The 20915-nt window shown below is 70.7% G+C and carries 17 protein-coding genes; 5 read left to right on the top strand and 12 right to left on the bottom strand.

What is annotated here, in order from left to right; all coding sequences use genetic code 11:
• Nucleotides 1–1188 (top strand): hypothetical protein, encoded by a 1188-nt coding sequence (locus tag FL311_RS20720; RefSeq protein ID WP_141327389.1) that lies wholly within the window; start codon nt 1–3, stop codon nt 1186–1188.
• Between the two features lie 30 nt (nt 1189–1218).
• Here the strand turns inward: FL311_RS20720 and FL311_RS20715 are convergent, their stop codons facing one another.
• The 4 genes from FL311_RS20715 to FL311_RS20700 form a co-directional block, all read right to left on the bottom strand.
• Nucleotides 1219–2310: a 2-oxoglutarate and iron-dependent oxygenase domain-containing protein gene (locus FL311_RS20715; RefSeq protein ID WP_141327387.1), complete on the bottom strand. Its 1092-nt coding sequence runs from the start codon at nt 2308–2310 to the stop codon at nt 1219–1221.
• Between the two features lie 96 nt (nt 2311–2406).
• Nucleotides 2407–6141 (bottom strand): ATP-binding protein, encoded by a 3735-nt coding sequence (locus FL311_RS20710; protein WP_228556985.1) that lies wholly within the window; start codon nt 6139–6141, stop codon nt 2407–2409.
• Nucleotides 6142–6358: 217 nt separating this feature from the next.
• Entirely contained in the window at nt 6359–7432 is a 1074-nt protein-coding gene (locus FL311_RS20705; protein WP_141327383.1) for a virulence RhuM family protein, read from the bottom strand.
• 98 nt (nt 7433–7530) lie between these two features.
• Nucleotides 7531–8352, bottom strand: a complete 822-nt coding sequence (locus FL311_RS20700) for an NAD(P)-dependent oxidoreductase (RefSeq protein ID WP_141327381.1) — start codon at nt 8350–8352, stop codon at nt 7531–7533.
• Nucleotides 8353–8473: 121 nt separating this feature from the next.
• On the opposite strand from FL311_RS20700, the gene FL311_RS20695 reads away from it, so the two are divergent.
• The gene (locus tag FL311_RS20695) at nt 8474–9463 is read left to right on the top strand and encodes a protocatechuate 3,4-dioxygenase (protein WP_228556984.1); all 990 of its coding nucleotides are present in this window, start codon (nt 8474–8476) and stop codon (nt 9461–9463) included.
• A 24-nt stretch (nt 9464–9487) separates the two neighbouring features.
• Here FL311_RS20695 and FL311_RS20690 read toward each other — a convergent pair whose 3' ends face one another.
• A complete protein-coding gene (locus FL311_RS20690) occupies nt 9488–10378 on the bottom strand; it encodes a LysR family transcriptional regulator (RefSeq protein ID WP_141327379.1) in 891 nt (296 codons plus the stop codon).
• A gap of 65 nt (nt 10379–10443) precedes the next feature.
• Between FL311_RS20690 and FL311_RS20685 the strand changes: the two genes are divergently transcribed.
• Nucleotides 10444–11403 (top strand): MBL fold metallo-hydrolase, encoded by a 960-nt coding sequence (locus FL311_RS20685; RefSeq protein WP_141327401.1) that lies wholly within the window; start codon nt 10444–10446, stop codon nt 11401–11403.
• Nucleotides 11404–11406: 3 nt separating this feature from the next.
• Here FL311_RS20685 and FL311_RS20680 read toward each other — a convergent pair whose 3' ends face one another.
• Both FL311_RS20680 and FL311_RS20675 read right to left on the bottom strand, forming a co-directional pair.
• The gene (locus FL311_RS20680; RefSeq protein ID WP_141327377.1) at nt 11407–12417 is read right to left on the bottom strand and encodes a PHB depolymerase family esterase; all 1011 of its coding nucleotides are present in this window, start codon (nt 12415–12417) and stop codon (nt 11407–11409) included.
• A 28-nt stretch (nt 12418–12445) separates the two neighbouring features.
• Nucleotides 12446–13273, bottom strand: a complete 828-nt coding sequence (locus tag FL311_RS20675) for an alpha/beta fold hydrolase (RefSeq protein ID WP_141327375.1) — start codon at nt 13271–13273, stop codon at nt 12446–12448.
• Nucleotides 13274–13348: 75 nt separating this feature from the next.
• Between FL311_RS20675 and FL311_RS20670 the strand changes: the two genes are divergently transcribed.
• Nucleotides 13349–13993: a TetR/AcrR family transcriptional regulator gene (locus FL311_RS20670; protein ID WP_141327373.1), complete on the top strand. Its 645-nt coding sequence runs from the start codon at nt 13349–13351 to the stop codon at nt 13991–13993.
• Nucleotides 13994–14615: 622 nt separating this feature from the next.
• Here the strand turns inward: FL311_RS20670 and FL311_RS20665 are convergent.
• The 5 genes from FL311_RS20665 to FL311_RS20645 all read right to left on the bottom strand — a co-directional run bounded on the left by FL311_RS20665 (nt 14616) and on the right by FL311_RS20645 (nt 19923).
• Nucleotides 14616–16223 (bottom strand): M56 and MltD domain-containing protein, encoded by a 1608-nt coding sequence (locus FL311_RS20665; protein WP_228556983.1) that lies wholly within the window; start codon nt 16221–16223, stop codon nt 14616–14618.
• The gene (locus tag FL311_RS20660) at nt 16220–16618 is read right to left on the bottom strand and encodes a BlaI/MecI/CopY family transcriptional regulator (RefSeq protein WP_141327371.1); all 399 of its coding nucleotides are present in this window, start codon (nt 16616–16618) and stop codon (nt 16220–16222) included. Before FL311_RS20660 ends, FL311_RS20665 begins: the two co-directional genes overlap by 4 nt.
• Before the next feature lie 57 nt (nt 16619–16675).
• The gene (locus FL311_RS20655; protein ID WP_141327369.1) at nt 16676–17008 is read right to left on the bottom strand and encodes a protealysin inhibitor emfourin; all 333 of its coding nucleotides are present in this window, start codon (nt 17006–17008) and stop codon (nt 16676–16678) included.
• Nucleotides 17009–17011: 3 nt separating this feature from the next.
• On the bottom strand, nt 17012–18151 hold the full coding sequence (locus FL311_RS20650; protein WP_141327367.1) for a M4 family metallopeptidase: 1140 nt from the start codon (nt 18149–18151) through the stop codon (nt 17012–17014).
• Between the two features lie 182 nt (nt 18152–18333).
• Nucleotides 18334–19923: a bifunctional 3-(3-hydroxy-phenyl)propionate/3-hydroxycinnamic acid hydroxylase gene (locus FL311_RS20645; protein WP_141327365.1), complete on the bottom strand. Its 1590-nt coding sequence runs from the start codon at nt 19921–19923 to the stop codon at nt 18334–18336.
• Nucleotides 19924–20171: 248 nt separating this feature from the next.
• Between FL311_RS20645 and FL311_RS20640 the strand changes: the two genes are divergently transcribed.
• On the top strand, nt 20172–20915 hold a 744-nt coding region (locus FL311_RS20640), incomplete at its 3' end, for a BTAD domain-containing putative transcriptional regulator (protein ID WP_305036160.1).

Genomic DNA, 20915 nt, shown 5'->3' with positions numbered 1-20915 from the left:
ATGCGCCTGCGTCACGTCCTGCCCCTCGTCCTCCTCGCCTCCGGCTGCGCGCTGGAGCCGGAGACTCCCGTCTTCCTCTCCGGCACCGTGCTGGAGACCGACGGCACGCCCTGGCGCGGCGGCCCGCTGACGCTGATGCGCCCGCGCAAGCTCCCGGGCCCCAGGCCGCTCCCGGGCGAGCCTCCCACCGGTCAGCCCACGCTGGCCTACGAGCCGTGGGCCCAGGTGACGCCGGACGCGGATGGCCTGTTCCTGCACGAGCTGTCCGCGCGAGACACCGGCGCGGACAGGCTGGAGCGCCCCACCCCCTGGGCCAGCCTCAAGAACTTCCAGCTCCACCTGCCCCCCGTGGACGGTGCGCGGGACTTCATGGCCCTCCACTTCGTGCTGGACGTGGACGTGCCGCCCCTGCGCCGCTGGGACAGCCGCGTCCAAGCCCATCCAGACGCCGCCGGCGTGAAGCTGTCCTGGGTGGACGTGCCCGCGCTGGCGGACATCCCCTCGCACACCTACGCGGTGCAGGCCCGCGGCGAGTGGGGCGTGGTGTGGACCCAGGACACGCGCTCCGGTGAGGCCTTCCTGGGGCCGGAGATGCTGGAGGACTTCGCGCCGCCCTTCGCGTACGTGCAGGCCCGCGCGCGGGGACAGCGCTCGTGGATCCAGAGCGCGCTCGAATACACGGACGTGCACGAGGCGCCCCCGGTGCCGCTGCCCTTCACCGGCGTCGTCCCCGTCAGCCGGGGACAGCCCTGTGAGACGGACGCCGTGGTGGACCCGTGCCCCTTCACCGACGGGAAGCTCGAATCGAAGCGGGTGCCCATCTCGCGCTTCGGCTCACTGGAGGATGAGCTCGTCTTCCGGCTGCGCGAGCCCACCCGCCCGCGACGGGTGCTGATTCGGGGCCACACCGGCACGCGCCCCCAGGAGGTCTTCCACGTGGAGGGCTCGCTGGAGGGCGGAGCCTGGGTGGCGCTGGGCCAGAGCGCCCCGGCGCCGGAGCTGGGAGACGCGCCCTACACGGATGACGTCAACACGCAGTTCTCGTTCGAGCGGGACGTGGACATCCCCCTCACCGGGGGCGCGCCGCTCGTGGACAAGGTGCGCGTGTACTCGCTCGGCACCGTCCCGGGGCTGCCCACGCCGTCCCGCGGCTACTTCACCCAGCTGCGCGAGGTGTCCGTCTTCTGAAGCCGGAGCGACACCCCGCGCGAGCGGGGCTCACGCGTAGGGGTTGTAGAACCGCGCGAAGGTGGCGCGCGCGAAGTCGCCGAAGGTCATCCCCGGCTGGAAGGCGCCCACGCGGACCTCGGCGGGGTCCGTGCCCTCGGGCGGCCGCAGGTGCTCCTCGTTGTCGGGCTGCATGAAGACGGCGAAGGTGGAGCGGGAGATGTTGCGGCTCGCCGGGTGGGCCAGCGCCTGCACCGCGTGCGGCGTGGAGCGGAGCAGTCCCCCCGTCACGATTTGCGCGCTCTCGCCAATCTGGAACGCCAGACAGTCCTTGGGGATGACGACCTTGCGCTCCTCGCCGGAGCGCGTGCGCACGTAGAGGCCCGCGTCCGGGTCCGGCACCGGGATGTCCTGGCGCGTGGGCTCCGGGGCGCCGGGCTCCGCGTCGAAGTACATGGCGGGGCACAGCGCCGTCAGCGAGCCGTGGTCGCTGTGCCAGCCGCACCACGAGTCGCGCGTGCGCGGCGTCGCGTCCTCGTTGATGGCGAAGTAATAGAGCAGCCGCGCCTTGCACGCGCGCGATTCGCGGATGGTGCGCGTAAGGCTCGCGTCCGGGGACAGCCGCTCGCCCAGCTTCGCCTTCACGTAGCGGTCGCACTGCGCGGCCACCAGCAGCCCCACGTCCACCATCTTCCGCCCCAGCGACTGGAAGGCGGGGCGCAGCGCGGGGAAGTCCGCGTCCGGCCACACGTTGGGCAGGTAGTTCTCCGGGTACTTCTCCACCAGCGCCGGCGCCACCGCGGGCGCGTCGTACTGGGGATTGTTGTAGTAGGAGCCCTTGAACTCGTCGAACTGGCCGGGCTTGAGGACCTCCTTGCCGTGGCTCCAGCCGAACGAGTAGCTGCTGCGCTCGTGGACGTAGCGGTCCTTCACCTCGTTGGGGAGCGCGGCGAAGCGGAAGCCCAGCGGCAACAGGCCCTGGCGCAGCTCCACCAGCCCCGGAATCCCCCGGACGATGAGCAGGCCGATGCCATCCGGGCCATACGCGCGGGCGATGTCCGCGGACAGGTCCGCGCCCTCCACCAGCTTCGCGTACTCGAGTACCACCACCGCGTCCTTCGCTGCCGCCACGTCGCTGCTCATCCCGAACGCCTCGTCTGTTCTCCCCGGGCCCCACCCCCAAAGCCATCCGGAGGCCCACAGCATAGCGCAGCCGCCATGCCGTGGATTCCCCGTCCGTCAGGAGACGGGCCCCAGGCGCTTGAGCAGCGAGCCCAGGGTGTTGAAGTCGATGGGCTTCACCAGGTGCGCGTCGAAGCCGGCTTCCTTTGAGCGCAACCGGTCCGACTCCTGGCCGTAGCCCGTCACCGCCACCAGCTGGAGCCCGCCGTCGGGCCGCTGGGTGCGCAGGTGCTTCGCCAGCTCGTAGCCGTCCATCACGGGCAGGCCGATGTCGAGCAGCGCCAGCTCCGGGCGGAACGTGGGCGCCACCTGGAGCGCGCTGGGGCCGTCGTAGGTGACGCGCGTCTCGCAGCCCAGCATGTCCAGGGCCTCGGCCAGCACGTCCGCCGCGTCGCGGTTGTCGTCGACAATCAGCACCCGGTGCGGCATCGGGACCGCCTCCCGCGGCGAGGCCTCCTCATCCGTGGCCACCGTCGCCGAAGCCTCCACTCCCGCCTCGAGCGCGGGCAGGCGCACGGTGAAGGTGCTGCCCTGGCCCCGCCCCTCGCTGTCCGCGTGGAGGGTGCCGCCGTGCTGGGCCGCCAGGCTCCGCGCGATGGCGAGCCCCAGGCCCAGGCCGCCCTGCGAGCGGTCCAGCTCCTGACGCTCCTGGAAGAAGAGGTCGAAGATGCGCGGCAGCATCTCCGCGCTGATGCCCGTGCCGTTGTCGCGCACCCGCACCACCAGCGCGTCCCCCTCGCGCGCGCCCTGGACGGTGATGCGTCCCCCGGGCTCGGTGTACTTCGCCGCGTTCGTGAGCAGGTTGGAGAACACCTGCGCCAGCCGCGTCGCGTCCGCGTCCAATGGCAGGCCCTGGCGCGCCACCTCCACCGTCAGGTGATGGCCGCGCTGCTCCAACAAGGGACTGGCCAGCTCGATGGACTTCGCCACCACCTCCGCCAGCTCCACGCGCTCGCGCCGCAGCACGACCTTGCCCCGCGTGACGCGGGACACGTCGAGCAGGTCATCCACCAGCCGCACCAGGTGGTGCACCTGCCGCTCGATGACGGTGCGCTCGCGCTCCACGGCCTCGCCGCCGCGCAGCCGGAGCAGTTGGAGCGCGGTGAGGATGGGGGCCAGCGGGTTTCTCAGCTCGTGGCCGAGCATCGCCAGGAACTCGTCCTTCGCGCGGCTGGCGGACTCCGCCTCGCGCCGGGCGTTGGACAGGTCCGTCACGTCGAAGGCCACCACCACGATGGAATCCACCTGACCGGCGTCATCCAGCATGGGCTGGTAGACCAGGTCGAAGAACCGCTCCTGCGGAGGCCCGCCCTCGCCGGAGATGATGGTCGCCCGCAGGGAGCGCCCGATGTACGGCTCGCCGGTGCGGTAGGCGTTGTCGAGCAGCTCGAAGATGCCCTGGCCGGCCAGCTCGGGGAGCGCCTGGGCGATGGGCACGCCCACCACGGACCGGTTGGCGATGAGCCGCAGGTAGCCCGCGTTGACGAACTCGTAGACGTGCTGGGGGCCACGCAGGATGGCGATGCCCACGGGGGCGAACTGGAAGACGCGCGTGAGCATCCTCCCGTGCGCCTCCTGGATGGCCTGCAGGCGCGCCTTGGTCAGCTGCGTCTCCACGCGCGCCATCAGCTCGCGCGCGGAGAAGGGCTTCACCAGGTAGTCGTCGGCGCCGGCGCGCAGTCCCTCGATGCGGGCCTCCTCGCCCGCGCGCGCGGAGAGGATGGTGACGGGCACGTGGCGCGTGCGCTCATCGGCGTGCAGCTCGCGCAGGAGCCCGAAGCCATCCAGCCCCGGCATCATCACGTCCGTGAGCACCAGGTCGGGAGGACGCGCGCGCGCGGACTCGAGCGCCGCGAGACCATCCGCCACCGTCTCCACCTCCCAGTAACGGGACAGGAGGGACCTCAGGTACTCGCGCATGTCCGCGTTGTCGTCGGCCAGCAGGATGCGCGCGGAGCCGGGGCGCTTGTCCTCCGGAGGCACCTCGGTGCCCACCTCGAGCGACTCCACCTCCAGGCCCCCCGGCAGCCAGCGCAGCGCCTCGTTCACGAAGGGCGCGGCGCCCAGGGCGGTGGAGGCCCGCGTGTCGCGAGCGCCCAGGTGCTCCTGGGGCAGATGGGCGGTGCCCGCGGGGATGCGCAGGGTGAAGGTGGTGCCCTGGCCCTCGGTGCTCGCCACCGACAGCGAGCCGCCGTGCAGCCGGACCAGCTCGTGCACCAGCGCCAGGCCGATGCCGGAGCCCTCGTGCGTGCGCGCGCGGGCGCCCTGCACGCGGTGGAAGCGGTCGAAGATGCGCGGCAGCTCCTGCTCCGGGATGCCGATGCCCGTGTCGGAGACCTGGAGCTGGACCTGGCCGTCCACCCACCGCTGGGAGATGGCGATGCGGCCCTCGAAGGTGAACTTCAGCGCGTTGGAGAGCAGGTTGAGGACAATCTTCTCCCACATGTCCTGGTCGACGTGGATGGCCTCGGGCAGCGGGGCGCAGTCGATGTCGAAGCCCAGCCCCGCGCGCTCCAGCGCGGAGTGGAACGCGCTGGCCAGGCCCGCGGTGAGGGCGGCCAGGTCCACCGGCTCGTAGCGGGCCTGGATGCGGCCGGCCTCCAGGCGGGAGAAGTCGAGCAGCGAGTTGACCAGCTTCAAGAGGCGCTGCGCGTTGCGGTGGACGGTCTCCAGTCCCTCGCCGGACAGCGCGCGCGCCGACGACGCCAGCGCGTCCTCGGTGGGGCCGAGCATCAGCGTCAGCGGGGTGCGGAACTCGTGGCTGACGTTGTTGAAGAAGGCCGTCTTGGCGCGGTCGATGGCGGCCAGGGCCTCGGCGCGCTGGCGCTCCTCTTCGTACGCGCGCGCGTTGGCGATGGCCGTCACCACCGGGTCCGCGACCAGCCGGAAGAGGGCCAGGTAGCGCTCGTCCAGCAAGCGGGTGGGACTGACGCCGGCGACGAGGAACCCATACGGGTGCGACTGCCCCGAGCGCGCCAGCGGCAGCACCACGGCCCGCGAGAGCACCACCCCGCGAGGGCCACGGGGCAGCACACCGAAGCGCGCGCCCAGCTCCTCCACGAGCACCTCGCGGCCGGTGTGCGCGGCCTGCGCGAAGGGCCAGGTCTGGGGCGCGTCGGGCATCGGAGGGAAGGGACAGGACTCCGGCTTCGCGGGGCCCGAGTAGCCATCCAGTCCGCTGGAGCCCACGCAGCGCACCTGGGTGGCGGCGTCGTCGAGCAGGTACAGGAGGGTGAAGGGCAGGTCCTCGCCGTAGGCGGAGAAGATGCGCGCGGCCGTCTGGCAGGCCTCCTCGGCCGTCTTCGCGGAGGCGGAGCTGGTGGCCAGCTCGCCGAGCAGCTTGAGCTGGCGGTTGTCCTGGACCTGCTCGGTGGTCTCCTGGACGGTGACGAGCACACCGCCGACGCCGCCGCCCTCGTCGTAGACGGGGCTATACGAGAAGGTGTGGAACGTCTCCTCGACGAAGCCGCGGCTGTTGATGAAGAGCTGGAGGTGCTCGCTCCAGGTGGCGGGGCCGCCCTGGCGCACGCCCTCCGCCATGGGGCCGATGACGTCCCAGATCTCCTGCCAGATGACGGACGCCGGGGCGCCGAGCGAGGCGGGGTGTTTCATGCCCAGCACGGGGCGGTAGCCGTCGTTGTAGATTTGGAGGAGCTGAGGGCCCCACCACAGGAGCATGGGGAAGCGGTTGCCCAGCACGACGCCGACCATGGTGCGCAGGCTGGTGGGCCAGCCCTCGAGAGGGCCCAGGGGGGTCTGGGACCAGTCCTTGGAGCGGACCAGGTCCGCCATCTCGCCACCTCCGCCAAGGTGGCCTTCCAGGAATGCCGCGGCGCGCTTCGGGGGGGAGTCCTGCTCGGACATCAGTGCTCGGAGGAAAAATGGAAGTGGCCTGCGCTTCTAGTGTCACGTCCACAAGCGTGCAATCAGTGACGCTGGAATGCTCTGCTCCCCAACACTTCACAGGTAAGTCGTCTTCCCCCCAGGCGAACGGGCTCGCCGGCGTGGCTCAAGGCTTCTTCCCGCGCCCCCGGCTCCGCCCCTCGAGTTGCCGGGTGGTCTCGACGGCGCGGTCGAAGTCCGAGTTCGGGAGGCTCGCCTCCAGCTTGCGTCCCGCTTCGCGGTAGCGGTCGAACTCGGCCTCCGCATGGGCCGTCGCCAGCTCGTGGCTGATACCTCCCGCATGAGACAGGACGTCTCGCTCGTTGAACTGCAGGAAGCCATCCAGCTTCGTCACCCACTCCCGCATCGTCATCGGCCGTCGTCTCCTGGCCTGGTCCTCCGCGTAGTCCAGGTACATGGTGACGACACGACTCAGCTCCCGGAGCTCCTCCTCCGAGAGGTAGTTCTTCGCCACCGTGACGTCTGACTTCCGGATGGGCCCGCTCGGAGCGTTCTTCCAGGTCGCGAGCCCCATGTTGGGCTGACTCGCATCGGCGCGCTCGTGAATCAGCTCGGCCGCCGTGTGTCCGTGGATGGCCCAGTGCAGCTTGTTCTGCACCGTCGCATAGAAGGTCTGCGTGACCTCGGCCTGGACGTCGTAGTCGACGCTGCACTGCGCATAGATGTCGGTGAGCTTCTGGTAGAAGCGCCGCTCCGATGCGCGAATCTCGCGGATCCGCTCCAGCAGCTCGTCGAAGTAGTCCTCGCCTGGCTGCGACGTCGACTGGAGCCGAGCGTCATCGAGGACGAAGCCCTTGACCAGGTACTCGTCCAACAGGGCCGTGGCCCACTGACGGAAGCGTGTCCCCTGCGTGGAGCGGACGCGGTAGCCCACCGCGATGATGGCTGGCAGGCAGTAGTGGTCCACCCATCGCGTGACTTCTCGGGAACCCTCGATTTGAACTATCCGGAATTTCCGGAGGGTTGCCGTCGGGTCGAGTTCTCCCTCCTCGTGGATGTTCTGGAGGTGCTCGTTGATGGTCCGCACATCCTTGCCGAACAGCTCGGCAAGCTGCTTCTGGGTCAGCCAGACCGTGCCCTCGAAGAGCCGGACGTGGACCTTCGAAGCACCGTCGTCACCGACATAGACCAGGAACTCACCGGCTCCATCCCCGGACTGCCCGGAGTCACCCTTACCCATCCTCCACACCCTCCTCGCCGATGGCGCATGTCGAAGCCCGAGGTGGATACACGGTCCATGCCACGACATGCACATGGACCGTCGCCCTACACCCGGCCTCAGATGAAGTAATCGGGGAACAGGTCCTCGCCGGGCACGGATTGATACTTGTCGAAGTTCGTCACGCCGTCGGCGCGCAGGACGTCCTCGTCGATGCAGAAGTTGCCCGTGAAGCTGCGGCTGGGCTTGGTGAGGATGGCGTACGCGGCGTCCGCCATGATGTCCGGCGTGCGGCTGCCCTTGATGGTGTCCTCGCCGCCCAACAGGTTCTGCACCGCCGCCGTCGCGATGACCGTGCGCGGCCAGAGGGCGTTGACCGCGATGCCGTCGTCACGCAGCTCCTCCGCCATGCCCAGCACGCACATGCTCATGCCGAACTTCGCCATCGTGTACGCCACGTGCGGCGCGAACCACCGCGCCTCCATGTTCAACGGCGGCGAGTTGTTCAGGATGTGCGGATTGCTCGAGCGCTTCAGATGCGGGATGCACGCCTTCGAGCACACGAACGTCCCACGCGTGTTGATGCTGTGCATCAGGTCATAGCGCTTCATCGGCGTGTCCACCGTGCCCGTCAGGTGGATGGCGCTCGCGTTGTTCACCAGCACGTCGATGCCGCCGAACGTCTCCACCGCCTTCGCCACCGCGGCCACCACCTGGTCCTCCTCACGGATGTCCACCGCGATGGGGAGCGCCCGACCGCCCGCCTTCTCAATCTCCTCCGCCGCCGTGAAGATGGTGCCCGGCAGCTTGGGGTGCGGCTCCGTCGTCTTCGCGGCGATGATGATGTTCGCCCCGTCCCGAGCCGCACGCAGCGCAATCGCCTTGCCGATGCCCCGGCTGGCCCCGGTGATGAACAGCGTCTTCCCCTTGAGTGTCGTCATGCGCGCGTCTCCGTGGGTGGCACGTAAGGTCTGCTTAAGAACTCCCTGGGTATAGCGATTCTCGAGCCCGAGGACACGGGCTGTTCGGGCCGGACCCATCGACCCCCAAAGAGGACTCGCGATGAGCAACCAGGACACCAAGACCCTCACCTCGGCCATCATGAGCCGCCGCAAGGTGCTGCGCGGCATGGGCCTGACGCTGGCGGCGATACCGCTGGTGCAGGTGCTCGCCTGCGGCCCCGAGGACTCACCCTCCTCCGGAGGCGACGCCGACTCGGGCTCCACCCCGGACGGAGGCACCGGCGCCACCGCCTGGGCCACCGGCGGCACCGCCGCCATGTCGGGCACCTACGCCGACCCCTTCACCGATGACGCGGGCACCCCCTGCGCCCTCACCTGCGCGGCCACCCTGGGCCCCTGCTACGCCCAGACGCTGGTCCGCAAGGACATCAGCGAGGGCCACGACGGCCTGCCCGTGCGGCTCGCCTTCCGCATCCTCGACGACCAGTGCCGCCCCATCCAGGGCGCCTCCGTCGACATCTGGCACGCCGCCCCGGAAGGGCTCTACTCCGGCGAGGACGCCAGCACCTTCTGCACCTCCGACGACCCGTCCGCCACCAGCGCCCGCTGGTTCCGCGGCGTGCAGGTGACGGACGCGGACGGCCGCTGCGACTTCGACACCTGCTTCCCCGGTTGGTACAGCAGCCGCACCGTCCACATCCACTTCACCGTGCGCCTCGGCGAGGCGGAGTACGTGACGTCACAGCTCTTCTTCGACGACGCGCTCAACGACGACATCATCAACCACCAGCCGCTCTACGACACGCGCGGCCCCCGCGACACGACCAACGCCAACGACAACGTGGTGTCCGCCGAGTCCGTGAACGACTACCTCTTCCAGACCGCGCGCCAGGACGACGGCGCCCTGCTCGCGTGGAAGACGCTCATCATCCGCTCCTCGCTCGACACCGCGCAGTGCCAGCTTCCCGGCGGCAACGGTGGCGGTGGCGGCGGAGGCCCGCCTCCGGGCGGCGACGGTGGCATGGGTCCGCCCCCGGGCTGGGATGGCGGCATGGGACCTCCGCCGGGCATGGATGGCGGCACCCCGTAATCACCTCGACGAGCGCGCGAGGCGTCAGCGCTTCCTCGCGCGCTCCAGCTCCTGCACCAGCAACTCCGACACGCGGCGCACCCGGGGGATGTCCAACGCCGACTTCGCGCAGATGAGATGAAGCTCGCTCTTCGCGTACGGCCCCAGGTCGATGTCCAGTTCCACCAGGTTGCGCTCGCGCCGCGTGCTGAACCGGTGCGGGACGTGCCCACACACCGTGGCGCCCACGCCCGCCTCCACCGCCGACAGCAGCACCAGGTAGTTGTCCGAGGTGAACGCGGGCGAGAAGTTCGGGATGATGGACTCCAGCTGCGGATTGGGCGGCACGGCCTCGTACGGCGGCGCCCACGCTACCCACGGCAGTTGCTGGAGCGTGGGCCGCCTGGGCAGCTTCTCCTTGAGCGCGCGCGAGACGAGCACCGCGTTGTGCACCTCCAGCGTGAACAGGCACGTGAGGTCCGCGTTGCGCGTGCACTGGGTGCGCAGCGCCAGGTCCGCCTCGCCGCGTCCCAGGTCCGCGTACTGGATGGTGGACTGCACCTCCAGCCGCAGCCCCGGATGCTTGCTCGCCACGTGGCTCGCGAAGGGCGCCAGGAAGTCGAAGCTGAGAAAGGGGCTCGCCGTCACGCGCACCAGGCCCTTGGGGGACGCGTCGCTCGACTCCGCCGCGCGATGCAGCTCCCCGGCCCACTCCGCCATCTTTCGCGCCGGCATCACCAGTCGCTCACCCGCCGCCGTCAGCGCCGCGCCCTCCACGCCGCGCCGGAACAGCTTGGCGCCCACCGCGTACTCCAGTGCCGCCAGCCTCCGGCTCACCGTGGGCTGCCCCACGCGCAGCCGCTTCGCCGCCGCGCTGAAGCTGCCCGTCTCCGCGATGGCCAGGAACAGCCGCGCGTCATCCCAGGAGATATCCATGAATGCATGGCTTCATACCAGAATCACCATTTTCCATGCATGAGCGCATCGCTACCTTGGCCCCCATGAAGAACGCCAAGCGCATCCTCCTCGTCGCCGTCGCCGTCCTGTTCGTCGCGGCAACCACCCTGGTCCTCGTGGGCGCGGCGACCACCTCCCACCCCCACCAGCGCTCCACGCTCGGCGCGGCGCGGCCCTCGGCGGACCTCCTCGCGCTCCTGAGCGAGCCCGGCCCGGTGGAGCTGGAGTCCATCGCCTCGGCGGACTGGGCCGTGGACCGCGGCGGCCTCGTCAACCTGGGCCACCCCACCGCGAAGTCCGCGGGCCTGGTCGACGGCGACGAGCCCATCCAGGTCTTCTTCCACGCGCTGCGCCACCCGACGAAGGGGCTCTACATCGTCGACACCGGCGTGGAGGACGCGCTGCGTGACGCGCCGGAGCAGGCGGCCCTGCGCGGCCTGCTCGCCGACGCCATGAAGGTGAAGGAGAAGATGCAGGTGAAGGAGCCGCTGGGCGCGTGGCTCGCGAAGCAGCCCGGGCCGCTCTCGGGCGTGTTCCTCACGCACCTGCACCTGGACCACCTCACCGGCATGGCCGACGTGCCCGCGGGCACGCCCGTCTACGCGGGGCCGGGCGAGACGACGACCCGCGCGTTCCTCAACGTCCTGACCCAGTCCATCGCGGACCGCGCGCTGTCGGGCAAGGCCGCCGTGTCCGAGTGGACGTACACGCCCGACACGGACGGCCCCTTCGACGGCGCGGTGGACATCTTCGGCGACGGCTCCGTGTGGGCGCTCTGGGTGCCGGGCCACACGCCGGGCAGCACCGCGTACCTGGTGCGCTCCACGAAGGGCCCCGTGCTGCTGGTGGGCGACGCCAGCCACACCCGCTGGGGCTGGGAGCACGACGTGGAGCCGGGCACCTTCACCGCCGACGCGGCGCGCGGCCGCCAGAGCTTCCAGAAGCTGCGCGCCTTCGCCCAGGCGCACCCCGAGGTGGCGGTGCGCCTGGGCCACCAGCACTGACGCCTACGGCACGTCGAGCGCGTGCTGCTTGAAGAAGTCCCACATGAGCGTCGTGGCATCGGGACCGGACGGGTCCGCGAAGGGATAGCGCGAATCCCCTCCGGGCCAGGCGTGGTCCATGCCGCGGACCTCCAGCTTCTGGCCCACGAGCTCCCCGCCGTAGACGTAGTTCTTGACGGTGTAGTCGCGGCCACCGGCGGCGCGGAAGGTGGCGGTGCTCGTGGGCGTGCCGCGGACGCTGTCATTGGCCACGCCGTCGTCGCCGTAGTCGCTGGTCTGCAGGAACTGCTTCATCGCCTGCTCGCCGTTGAGGGGGTTGACGACGCTGTCCTCGGTACCGTGCATGACCAGCACCGGCACCGTGCGTCGCGGCCGGCCCGAGCACGTCCACGCGTCCTTGCCCCGGTCATCCGGCGAGTAGATGCTGCCGAAGAGCATGGCGAAGGCGGTGCCGGACACCGTGGTGGCCGCCTTGTACATGGCGCCCGCGCCCACCATGCCCGCGGCGAACACGTCCGAGTAGCAGGCCATCAGCGTGCCCGTCAGCACGCCGCCCGCGGAGACGCCGCCCACGTACACGCGGCGCGCGTCGACCGAGTACTGCTGCTTCATCGCCTCCACCATGCCGACGATGAGCGCCGGCTCGCCCTTGCCGCGCTCCATGTTGGTGCCGAGCATGAAGTTCCAACACTGCGTGGCGTTCACGAACATCGCCTGGTTCGGATACAGGACGAGGAAGCCCTCCGCGTCCGCCTTCTCGTTGAGGCGCGTGAGGCCCGCGAACTGGTCCGGGTTCTGGAGACAGCCGTGCAGCGCCACCAGGAGCGGCCTGGGCGTCCCGGGTTGATAACCGGTGGGCACCCAGAGCTGATAGCCCCGCGCGCCCGAGGAGCCCACGTGGATGCCATGCACCCACGAGCCGGCGTGGGCGGGGGCCCCCACGCCGAGCGTCACCACCACCGAGAGCAGCCACAGCGACCGCGAGAGTGCGCCACCACGTCGAAGCATCGACATCGTCCAGCCTCCTGTTTGGGGAGCTCGCTCAAGGCCCGGCGCGAACGCCAGGCGTGGCACCGGCGGCGGCGCCATCGACCTCGCGGAGGAAGGGCTCCACCGCGTCACACAGCGCGTCGGGCTGGTCCAGCGGCGCGGCATGCCCGGAGTCCGCCAGCACCGTCAGGCGCGCGTCGGGCAGCAGCTCGACATACGCCTGCTTCGAGGCCAGCGGCGTGTAGTCGCGCTCGGAGTGCACCACCAGCACCGGGCAGGTGATGTCCTTCAGCCGAGCCATCACACTCCACCCCACGAGCCCGCGCGTGGCGCGCAGGTAGGCGTCCGGCTCGTTGGCGGAGAACACCGCCAGCGCGCGCTGACGCAGTGACTCCTGCTCCGGCTTGGGGAACAGCTTGGGCGCCAGCACCCTGGCCAGCCCCGCGGGCCCGAGCAGCCGCAGCAAGGTCAGCCGCAGCGCGAACTCGAACTTGCGACGCAGCGTGCGGGCCACCAGCTCCGGCCCGCTGTTCACGATGACCAGGCTGCGCACCAGGTCCGGCCGGTCCACCGCGAGCTGGAAGCCCATCATCCCGCCCATCGACAGCCCCACCACATGGACCTTCTTCAGCCCCAACGCGTCGCACAGCGCCGCGACGTCGCGGGCGAACAGTGGCACTCCGTACGTCCCAGGGGGCTTCCCGCTCGTCCCATGCCCCCGTGCATCTGGCATCACCAGCCGGTAATTCCCCGACAACCTCGGTGTCACCCGCTCCCAGTCCGCGCCGGAGGAGCCCAGGCCGTGAAGCAGCAAGACCGGAATGCCGTGCCCAGACTCTTCGTAGTGAAGAGACAAATCAGCGAGCTGAAGCGTGGACATCCAGAACTCCTGGCGCGAAATAACAGCAGTCCCCCACACCCTAGCTGAATGAACGTTCGTTCATCAACCACTGACATGAGCCCACCGACCCGCTCGCGGCTTCGCGCCCATCCGGCGAGCCTTCCGCCTTCCGCTCCATCGGACGGTACCCGTCGTCGCATCCTGGAGACCGCGCTCCAGCTCTTCGCCAGCCGCGGCTATCACGACACTTCCATCCGAGACCTGGCCAAGGTGCTGGAGCTTCAGCCGAGTGCGCTGTACGCGCACTTCTCCTCCAAGGAGCACGTGCTCGCGGAGCTGGTGCGCATCGGCCACGAGGCCCACCACGACGCGCTGCAGGCCGCGCTGAAGAGCTCCGGCCCGGAGCCCGCCGAGCAGGTGCGGGCGCTGGTGCGAGCCCACACCCGGACCCACGCCCTGCACCCGCAGCTGGCGGTGGTGGTCAACGAGGAGCTGTATGCGTTGACGCCGGAGCTGGCCGAGCCCGCGGTGCGGCTGCGGGACAAGTCCGCCGCGCTGCTCGCGGAAGTCATCGAGCGGGGCGTGGCGCAGCGGAGCTTCTCTCCGCCGCATCCGCGCGTCGCGGCGGCGGCCATCTCCGCGATGGGCGTGCGGCTGCCCTACTGGTACGAGCCCGGGAGCGCGCTCGACGTGGACACGCTCGCGGACCTGCACGCGGAGCTGGCGCTGCGCATGCTGGGAGGCAGTGCGGTGTCGTGAGGAGCGCGCGGGGTGGCGCTCGGCCTCCCCCGTGAGCGTGCCGCTGCCCTCGATGGTACGGGGCGCGCACGCGGAGAAGCCCGCCTGAACGGAGTCAGGCGGGCTGTGACTTCACGCCGACGCACGTGACGGCACACCTCTCGCGCGGACACGGTTTCACTCCACCCGGTGCGGCCGGACTTGCCTCGAGCAGACCCAGTCGAACTCGCCGCTCCCATGGCTCACAGGGGAGGACGGCACGGGACGAGCTGTCCTTGCGAGCACAGCGCCGGGTCCGCATCCGCCAGACGGTCATGAGGAGCTTCACCTCCGCGCGTCGCGGATCCACTCACGGAGTCGAGCCGGTCCAGTCGCCTCCGCACAGCCCTCGCGGATGCCCCAGACACACGGGACAGCCACCCACGAAGTCGACACAGTCCGGGCGCGACCCGCGAATCACTCACACCGATGGACGCCGGACGGTTTCCTTCAACAGCGGGCAGCCCTGCCTGCACGGTGGCGGTCGACACACCCGGACACGATGCACCGAGCGAAGCCGGACACGCCCAGCAGCCCTGCCTGCACGGTGGGGCGGTCGACACACCCGGACACGACGCACCGAGCGAAGCCGGACCGCGGCCCTTCAGTCCAGCAGGTGCGGGTTGCGCACGACGAGCAGCCCCGCCTGCACGGTGGCGGGATAGTCATTGAGGTGCCCCGCGGTGTTGAGCACCGTCGTGTCGCGGCTGCCGCCCTCGCTCAGGGCCTGGTCCACCTTGCGCTCCCCCTGGTTGTACGCGGCGAGCGCCAGCCGCCAGTCCTGGTAGCGCGCGTGCAGGTCCGACAGCAGCGTCGCCGCCGCCTGCGTCTCCCGCGCCACGTCGAGCCGCTCGTCCTTCGTCGCGCTCACCTCCAGCCCGTAGCGACGCGCCGTCTCCGGGATGAACATCCACACGCCCGCGCCACGCATCCCCGGAGCGAGTGAAGGCCGGCCATCCGTCTCCGGCATGTTCGTCACTGCGGACTCCACCACCGCCACCGCGAGCAGTCCCTCGGGCAGCCCCTTCGCCTTCAGCGTCGACGTCATCGCCGCGCGGTGCGTGCCCAGGTTCTCCAGCGCGCGCTTCATGAAGGCGCGCCCCTTCTCGGTGCCGATGAGCTTGTTGAGGCGCTCCACCACCTTGTCGTCCACGATGATGGACACATCCCCCTGGGGCTGACTCGTCCGGGCGAGCGCCTCCACCTCGGCGCGAGTCACCGTGCGCCCCTTCGCCGCGCCTTGCGCGAGCACGGCCACGGGGAGCAGCAACAGGGACAGCGCTGCGAGCAGCGCGGGGACGGCGTGGGTGCGACGGGGACGCGGCTGGAACAGCATGTGGATTCTCCTCTGCGTGGGATGGGACATGCCGGTGGCACCGGCGGGAACGGGCTGGGCGCCCGGGAGTCGGAGCGCCGCCTGGAGCAGGCAGCGCGCATACGCATGGGCCTGTGCGCGTCCACTGGCGACCAGCGCCTCGTCACACGCCAACTCCTGGAGTGACGCGAGCCAGCGCGACACCACGTGCACCGCCGGATGCCAGAAGAACAACCCCGTCAACCACAGCCGGCCCAGCGCCAGGTGCGTGTCGCGCTGACGGTGGTGCTGCAGCTCGTGCAGCACGGTGAGCCGGAGCGCCTCCGGGTCCTCCAGCAGCGAAGGAGGCACCACCACCCACGCGGACGGTCGCGAGCCCCAGCGGGGGAACCACGCCGAGAACGCGGGCGTCCCATCCTCGCCCAGCACCACCGCCACCCGCCGCACCGAGCGCACCCGGGGAAGCCGCTCCAGCCGTCGGAGCAATCCCTGGTGTCGCCAGAGCGCCCGCCCCAGGAAGAGCGCCACGCCCACGAGCCACACGCCGGACAATCCCATCCACACACCCCTGGGCACGGTGGTCGCCTTCGACGCCGCGGGAGCCGCGCTGCCCGCCGTGCTCGCCGTCCACACCGCCGACGGGAGCCGCTGCGCCTGCCGCGCCACGGAGCGCTCGAAGTCGAACAGCGGCCCCGCGGGAGACAGCGCCCGCGCGCCCATCACCAGGAGCGGCAGCACGAGCGCGAGCAGCAGCGCCCCTCGCCCCACCTTCAGCGCCTGCCGCGCCGACAGCGCCCACCCCAGCCGCGCGAGCACCGCCATCGCGCCCCAGGCCAGGAGCAGCGCCACCGGCAGCACCAGCGCCACCGCGAGATACAGCGACACCAGCGCGCTCACGGCTTGCCGCCCTTCGCCTTGAGCAGCTTGCGGATCTGCTCCACGTCGTCGGGCGCCAGCGGCACCGCCTCCACCAGCCGCGCCACCAGCGCGGAGGGCGTCCCGTCGAACACGGTGTCCACCAGGTGGCGCAGGCTCTGCGCCTCGTACGTCTCGCGCGGCAGCGTGGCCGAGTACAGGTGCCCCCGCCCCTGCTTGCGGCTCACGACGACACCCTTCTGCTCCAGGATGCGCAGCACCGTGGACACGGACGTGTACGCCAACGCGCGCTCCGGCGGCAGCGCGGCCAGCACGTCCGCCACGCTCACCTCGCCCTGCTTCCACACGATGTGCATCAGCTCGAGCTCCACCGGCGTCAACGGCCGGGGCGCCTCGGGCTCGGGTTGTCTGGCCATGGAGGTCCTCCGTGGCCAGCAAACTACTAAGACCTTAGTTATTCGTCAACTAAGCCCTTAGTTCGAACCGCCGCGCCGCTTCCGGGTGGCTCGCTTCACCAGGGACAGGAGCTCCCTCAGGCGCGGGTCCTCCACGGGCTCCACCAGGTCCACGGTGTGTCGCCGTGTCCCCTCCTCGACGGTGAGGGTGTAGCGACGCCGGTCCGCGCCTTGTGCGCCCGCGCCGCCCACCACGCGGGGCAGCGCCTGGAAGCGCGTGTCGCGCAGCCCCTCCTCCAGCGCCCGGGCCTCCTCGGCGGGGAGCGCGTCCAGCTCCACGCTCCTCGGACGGGCGAGCCCGGGGAAGGCCCCAAGCCCGCCCTCCTGCGAGAGCGTGATGCGCGTCGACATGGCTCAGGCTCCAGCGGGCTGCGAGCCCTGGCTCCACTGCGACACCGACACCCTGTCGCGGGTGACGCGCAGTCCCACCTCCTCCCAGGCCTCCTTCACCGCCGCCTCCACCTCGCCCGGGCCGTACAGCCGCGTGGCGGCGATGACGGTGATGCGCGCGAAGTCGGAGAAGTTCGTGTCCGGCAGGATGCGCGGGTCTCGCATCGCCTCGTACCAGACGCGCCCCGCCCGCTCCCACGCCTGGCCTCCCAGCCGCAGCGCCGCCAGCACGAAGGCGCGGTTGGGGATGCCGGAGTTGATGTGCACCCCGCCGTTGTCCTCCCACGTGTTGACGTACTCGCGCATGTGTCCGGGCTGCGGGTCCTTGCCCAGCACGTCATCGTCGAAGGCGGTGCCCGGCTCCTTCATCGAGCGCAGCGCCGTGCCCTCCACCGCCTCGCCGAGCAGCCCGTCGCCGATGAGCCAGTCGGCCTGGTCCGCCGTCTGGCCGAGCTTCCACTGCTTCACCAGCGAGCCGAAGACATCCGACATGGACTCGTTGAGCGCGCCCGCCTGCCGGAAGTACCACAGCGGCCCCTCGGCCTCCGTCACGCCGTGGGACAGCTCGTGCGCGATGATGTCCAGGCAGACGGTGAACCGGTTGAACAGCTCGCCGTCACCGTCGCCGAACACCATGCGCCGGCCGTCCCAGAAGGCGTTGTCGTAGTCGCGCCCGTAATGGACATACGCCTGCAACGGCATCCCATCCCCGTCGATGGAGTTGCGCGCCAGCACCTCCCAGAAGAAGTCATACGTGGCGCCCAGGCCGTCGTAGGCCTCGTCCACCGCGAGGTCCCCGCAAGGCGCCTGCCCCTCCGAGCGCACCAGCGTCCCGGGGAAGGCCTCCTCGCCCTTCAGGTCGTGGATGCTCCGCTGCCGCTGGGACTCCATCATCATCGCCGGCACCCGTCGGAGCGTCGGCGTCGCGGCGGCCAGCCGTCCCCCGGCGAAGCGCAGCGCCCGGAACGTGCTGTCCGTCGCCACCGTGCGCAGCGCCTTCACGCGCTGCTGGGGCGAGCCGTTCTCCGCGATGGAGCGCAGCAGATACGGCGGCAGGATGCAGTGGATGGAATGAACGTGTCGTCGTGCTCCGCGCGTCCTCATCGGTGTCCCCCCTCGCAAGGCTCTTCCAGCCCTCAAGGTAGGGACACCGCCAGGGCTCCGGTGCCCGGGTTACACGGGCTCGCACGAGGGGCCGGGGACACACGGGGCGCCACGCCGCGTGCCCGTCAGGAGGGAGTCTGGCGCACCCCTCGGCTTCCCACGGGGTGTGCCCGGCTCCAGCGTCACACGCCCAGCGCGTCGCGCAGCTCCGGCAGCCGCTCCGCCTTCACCGCGCCGAACACGAAGCGGTCCGGCCGCAGCACCACCACGTCCGAGCCATGGCGCGAGAACCAGTCGCCCAGCTTGCCGGTGATGTCCTCCACCGCGGGCACCTCGCCACCGGGCTCGCCCGCCGACTGGACGGCGAGCAGCCGCCCACCCAGGGCCTCCGCCAGCCCGCGCGCCGCGGCCAGCTGCGCCGACGGAGCGTTGGCGCGGCACAGCACCGCGAAGTCGTTGCCGATGGCGTCATCCAGCAACACCTCCTGGCCGGACGGCAGCCGCACCCTGGGCTGGATGAAGTACGTGCCCTCCGCGGACTGCGCGCCCTCGCGCTTGCCCCCCAGGTAGTAGCCCTGCTCGTGCATCGGCGGCTGCTTGAACTCGAAGCCCTGGATGAAGCGCCGCACCCGGGGAATGCGCTGCAGCGCGCGCATCACCATGTCCCGGGCGCTGGCCACCCAGCGGTTGCGCGCGAGGAACAGGTGCCCCACGCGCACACACAGCTTCTGCACCGCCTCCACGTGCGGACGACGCTCCTCCTCGTAGGTGTCCAGCAGCGACGCCGGCGCCAGCCCCTGCACCACGCGCTGAATCTTCCACGCCAGGTTGGACGCGTCGCGCATGCCCGACACCAGGCCCTGGCCCATGAAGGGCGGCATGGTGTGCGCCGCGTCCCCCAGCAGGAACACGTTGCCGTCGCGCCAGCGCGCCGCGTTGAGGCAGTGGAACGTGTACACCTGCGCGCGCTCCACGTGCACCCGCGCCGGGTCGATGTAGGGCTCCAGCAGCTTCTTGATGGTCTCCGGGCGCTCCATCTCCTCGCGCGTCTCGCCCGGCATCAGCATGAACTCCCACCGGAACTGCCCCACCGCGCCCGTGGCGACGAAGGCCGGACGCTTCGGGTCGCACACGAAGCGGCACAGCTCCGGCGCGTCGCCCTCCACCTGCCCGGACACCGCCAGCCACGGCTCGCCGTACGCCCGGCCCGCCATCTTGATGTTCAGCGCCTTGCGCACCGGGCTGCGCGCCCCGTCGCACGCCAACAGGAAGCGGCCCCGCACCGTGCGCGTCTCCCCCTTCTCCACCAGGCGGTAGCGCACCGTCACCCCGGCGCCGTCCTGCTCCAGGGACTCCACGCTCGCGCCCAGCTGCAGCGTCACGTGAGGGAAGCGCTCCAGCCCGCCGCGCAGCACCCCCTCCACCAGCGGCTGGTGGAAGAACCACAGCGGCGAGTACCCGAAGCCGAAGTCCGCCGAGCTGGTGTGCACCTCCGCGAAGCGCCTGCCCGTCTCGCCCACATATTCAGCGAAATGGTTCTGCCGCATGTCCTTCTGCAGCTCGGCGCCCAGCCCCGTGGACTGGTAGATGCGCAGCCCCTCGTCGTCGCAGGAGAACGCCCGCGGTTGTCCATGCGGCGCCAGGTCCTGCTCCAGCACCAGCGTGCGCACGCCCAGCGAGCCCAGCAGATTGCTTGTCAGTGCTCCCACGGGACCGCAGCCGCTGATGATGACATCGACCTCCATGTCGGCCTGCTGCTTGTCACAAACCATTGCGACCCCCGTGGTTCACCAGTCTGGCTTGATTCATAACGAACGAGGTGTGACCAGGGTGTGACCGCACAGGTCGATTCGCAATGCTGTCCGCTCGTGGCGGCGAGCTGCCGTGTACTGGGAATTCGAGCCGCACCGCGTGATGAAAGCCACCCTGCCTGGGTTAATCCCTACCCGCGAGGGAGCGTCCGGTGCGACGTGTTACGTTAGGCAAGACACGCTCTTCCCTTCTTGGAACCTCGGAGGCCATGGCAGGCGACGACGCGGCAGGGACGCCAGTCTTTCATCTCGCGCTGCTCGGCGAGGCCCGCCTGCGGCATGGCGGCGCCCATCTGCCGTTGGAGCGCCGCACCGCGGCCGTGCTGACATGGCTGGCATTGGAAGGGCCGCATCCGAAGTACCGCCTCGCGGGCCTGTTGTGGGCCGAGTCGAGCGAAGCCACGGCCCGCAACAACATGCGTCAGCTGTTGCGCCGGCTGCGGCTGTCGGTGGGCGCGGAGCTGGTGCAGGGCACGGACGTGCTGTCGCTCGTGGAGGGCGTCACCATCGACGCCGCGGAGCTGCAGGCCCACGTGCTGGCCGGACGTCACGCGCAGGCGCTCGCGCTGGAGGGCGTGCTGCTGGGCGCGCTGGAGTTCGACGACTGCCCGGAGTTCCAGGCGTGGCTGGAGAGCGCGCGGGAGCGGCTGGACAAGCTGCGCCGCCGCGCCGCGTCCGCGGAGTCGGAGGCCAAGGAGCGCGCGGGGGACCTGTCCGGCGCGCTGGTGCTGGCGGAGAAGCTGCTCGCCATGGACCCGTACTCGGAGGAGGCGTGGCGCCGGCTGATGCGGCTGCACTACATCGCCGGGGACAGGATGGCCGCGCTCAACGCCTTCGAGCGCTGCCGTCGCCTCCTGCGCGAGGAACTGGACACGCAGCCCTTGCCCCAGACGGTGGCCCTGGCGCGGGAGATAGAGCGCGGCCATCCTGTCCCCGGCGATGTAGTGCAGCCG

The sequence above is a fragment of the Myxococcus sp. AB025B genome (assembly GCF_006518215.1).
In the GTDB taxonomy this organism is placed as follows: Bacteria; Myxococcota; Myxococcia; order Myxococcales; family Myxococcaceae; genus Myxococcus; species Myxococcus fulvus.
This window is presented reverse-complemented; position numbering and strand designations above follow the sequence as displayed.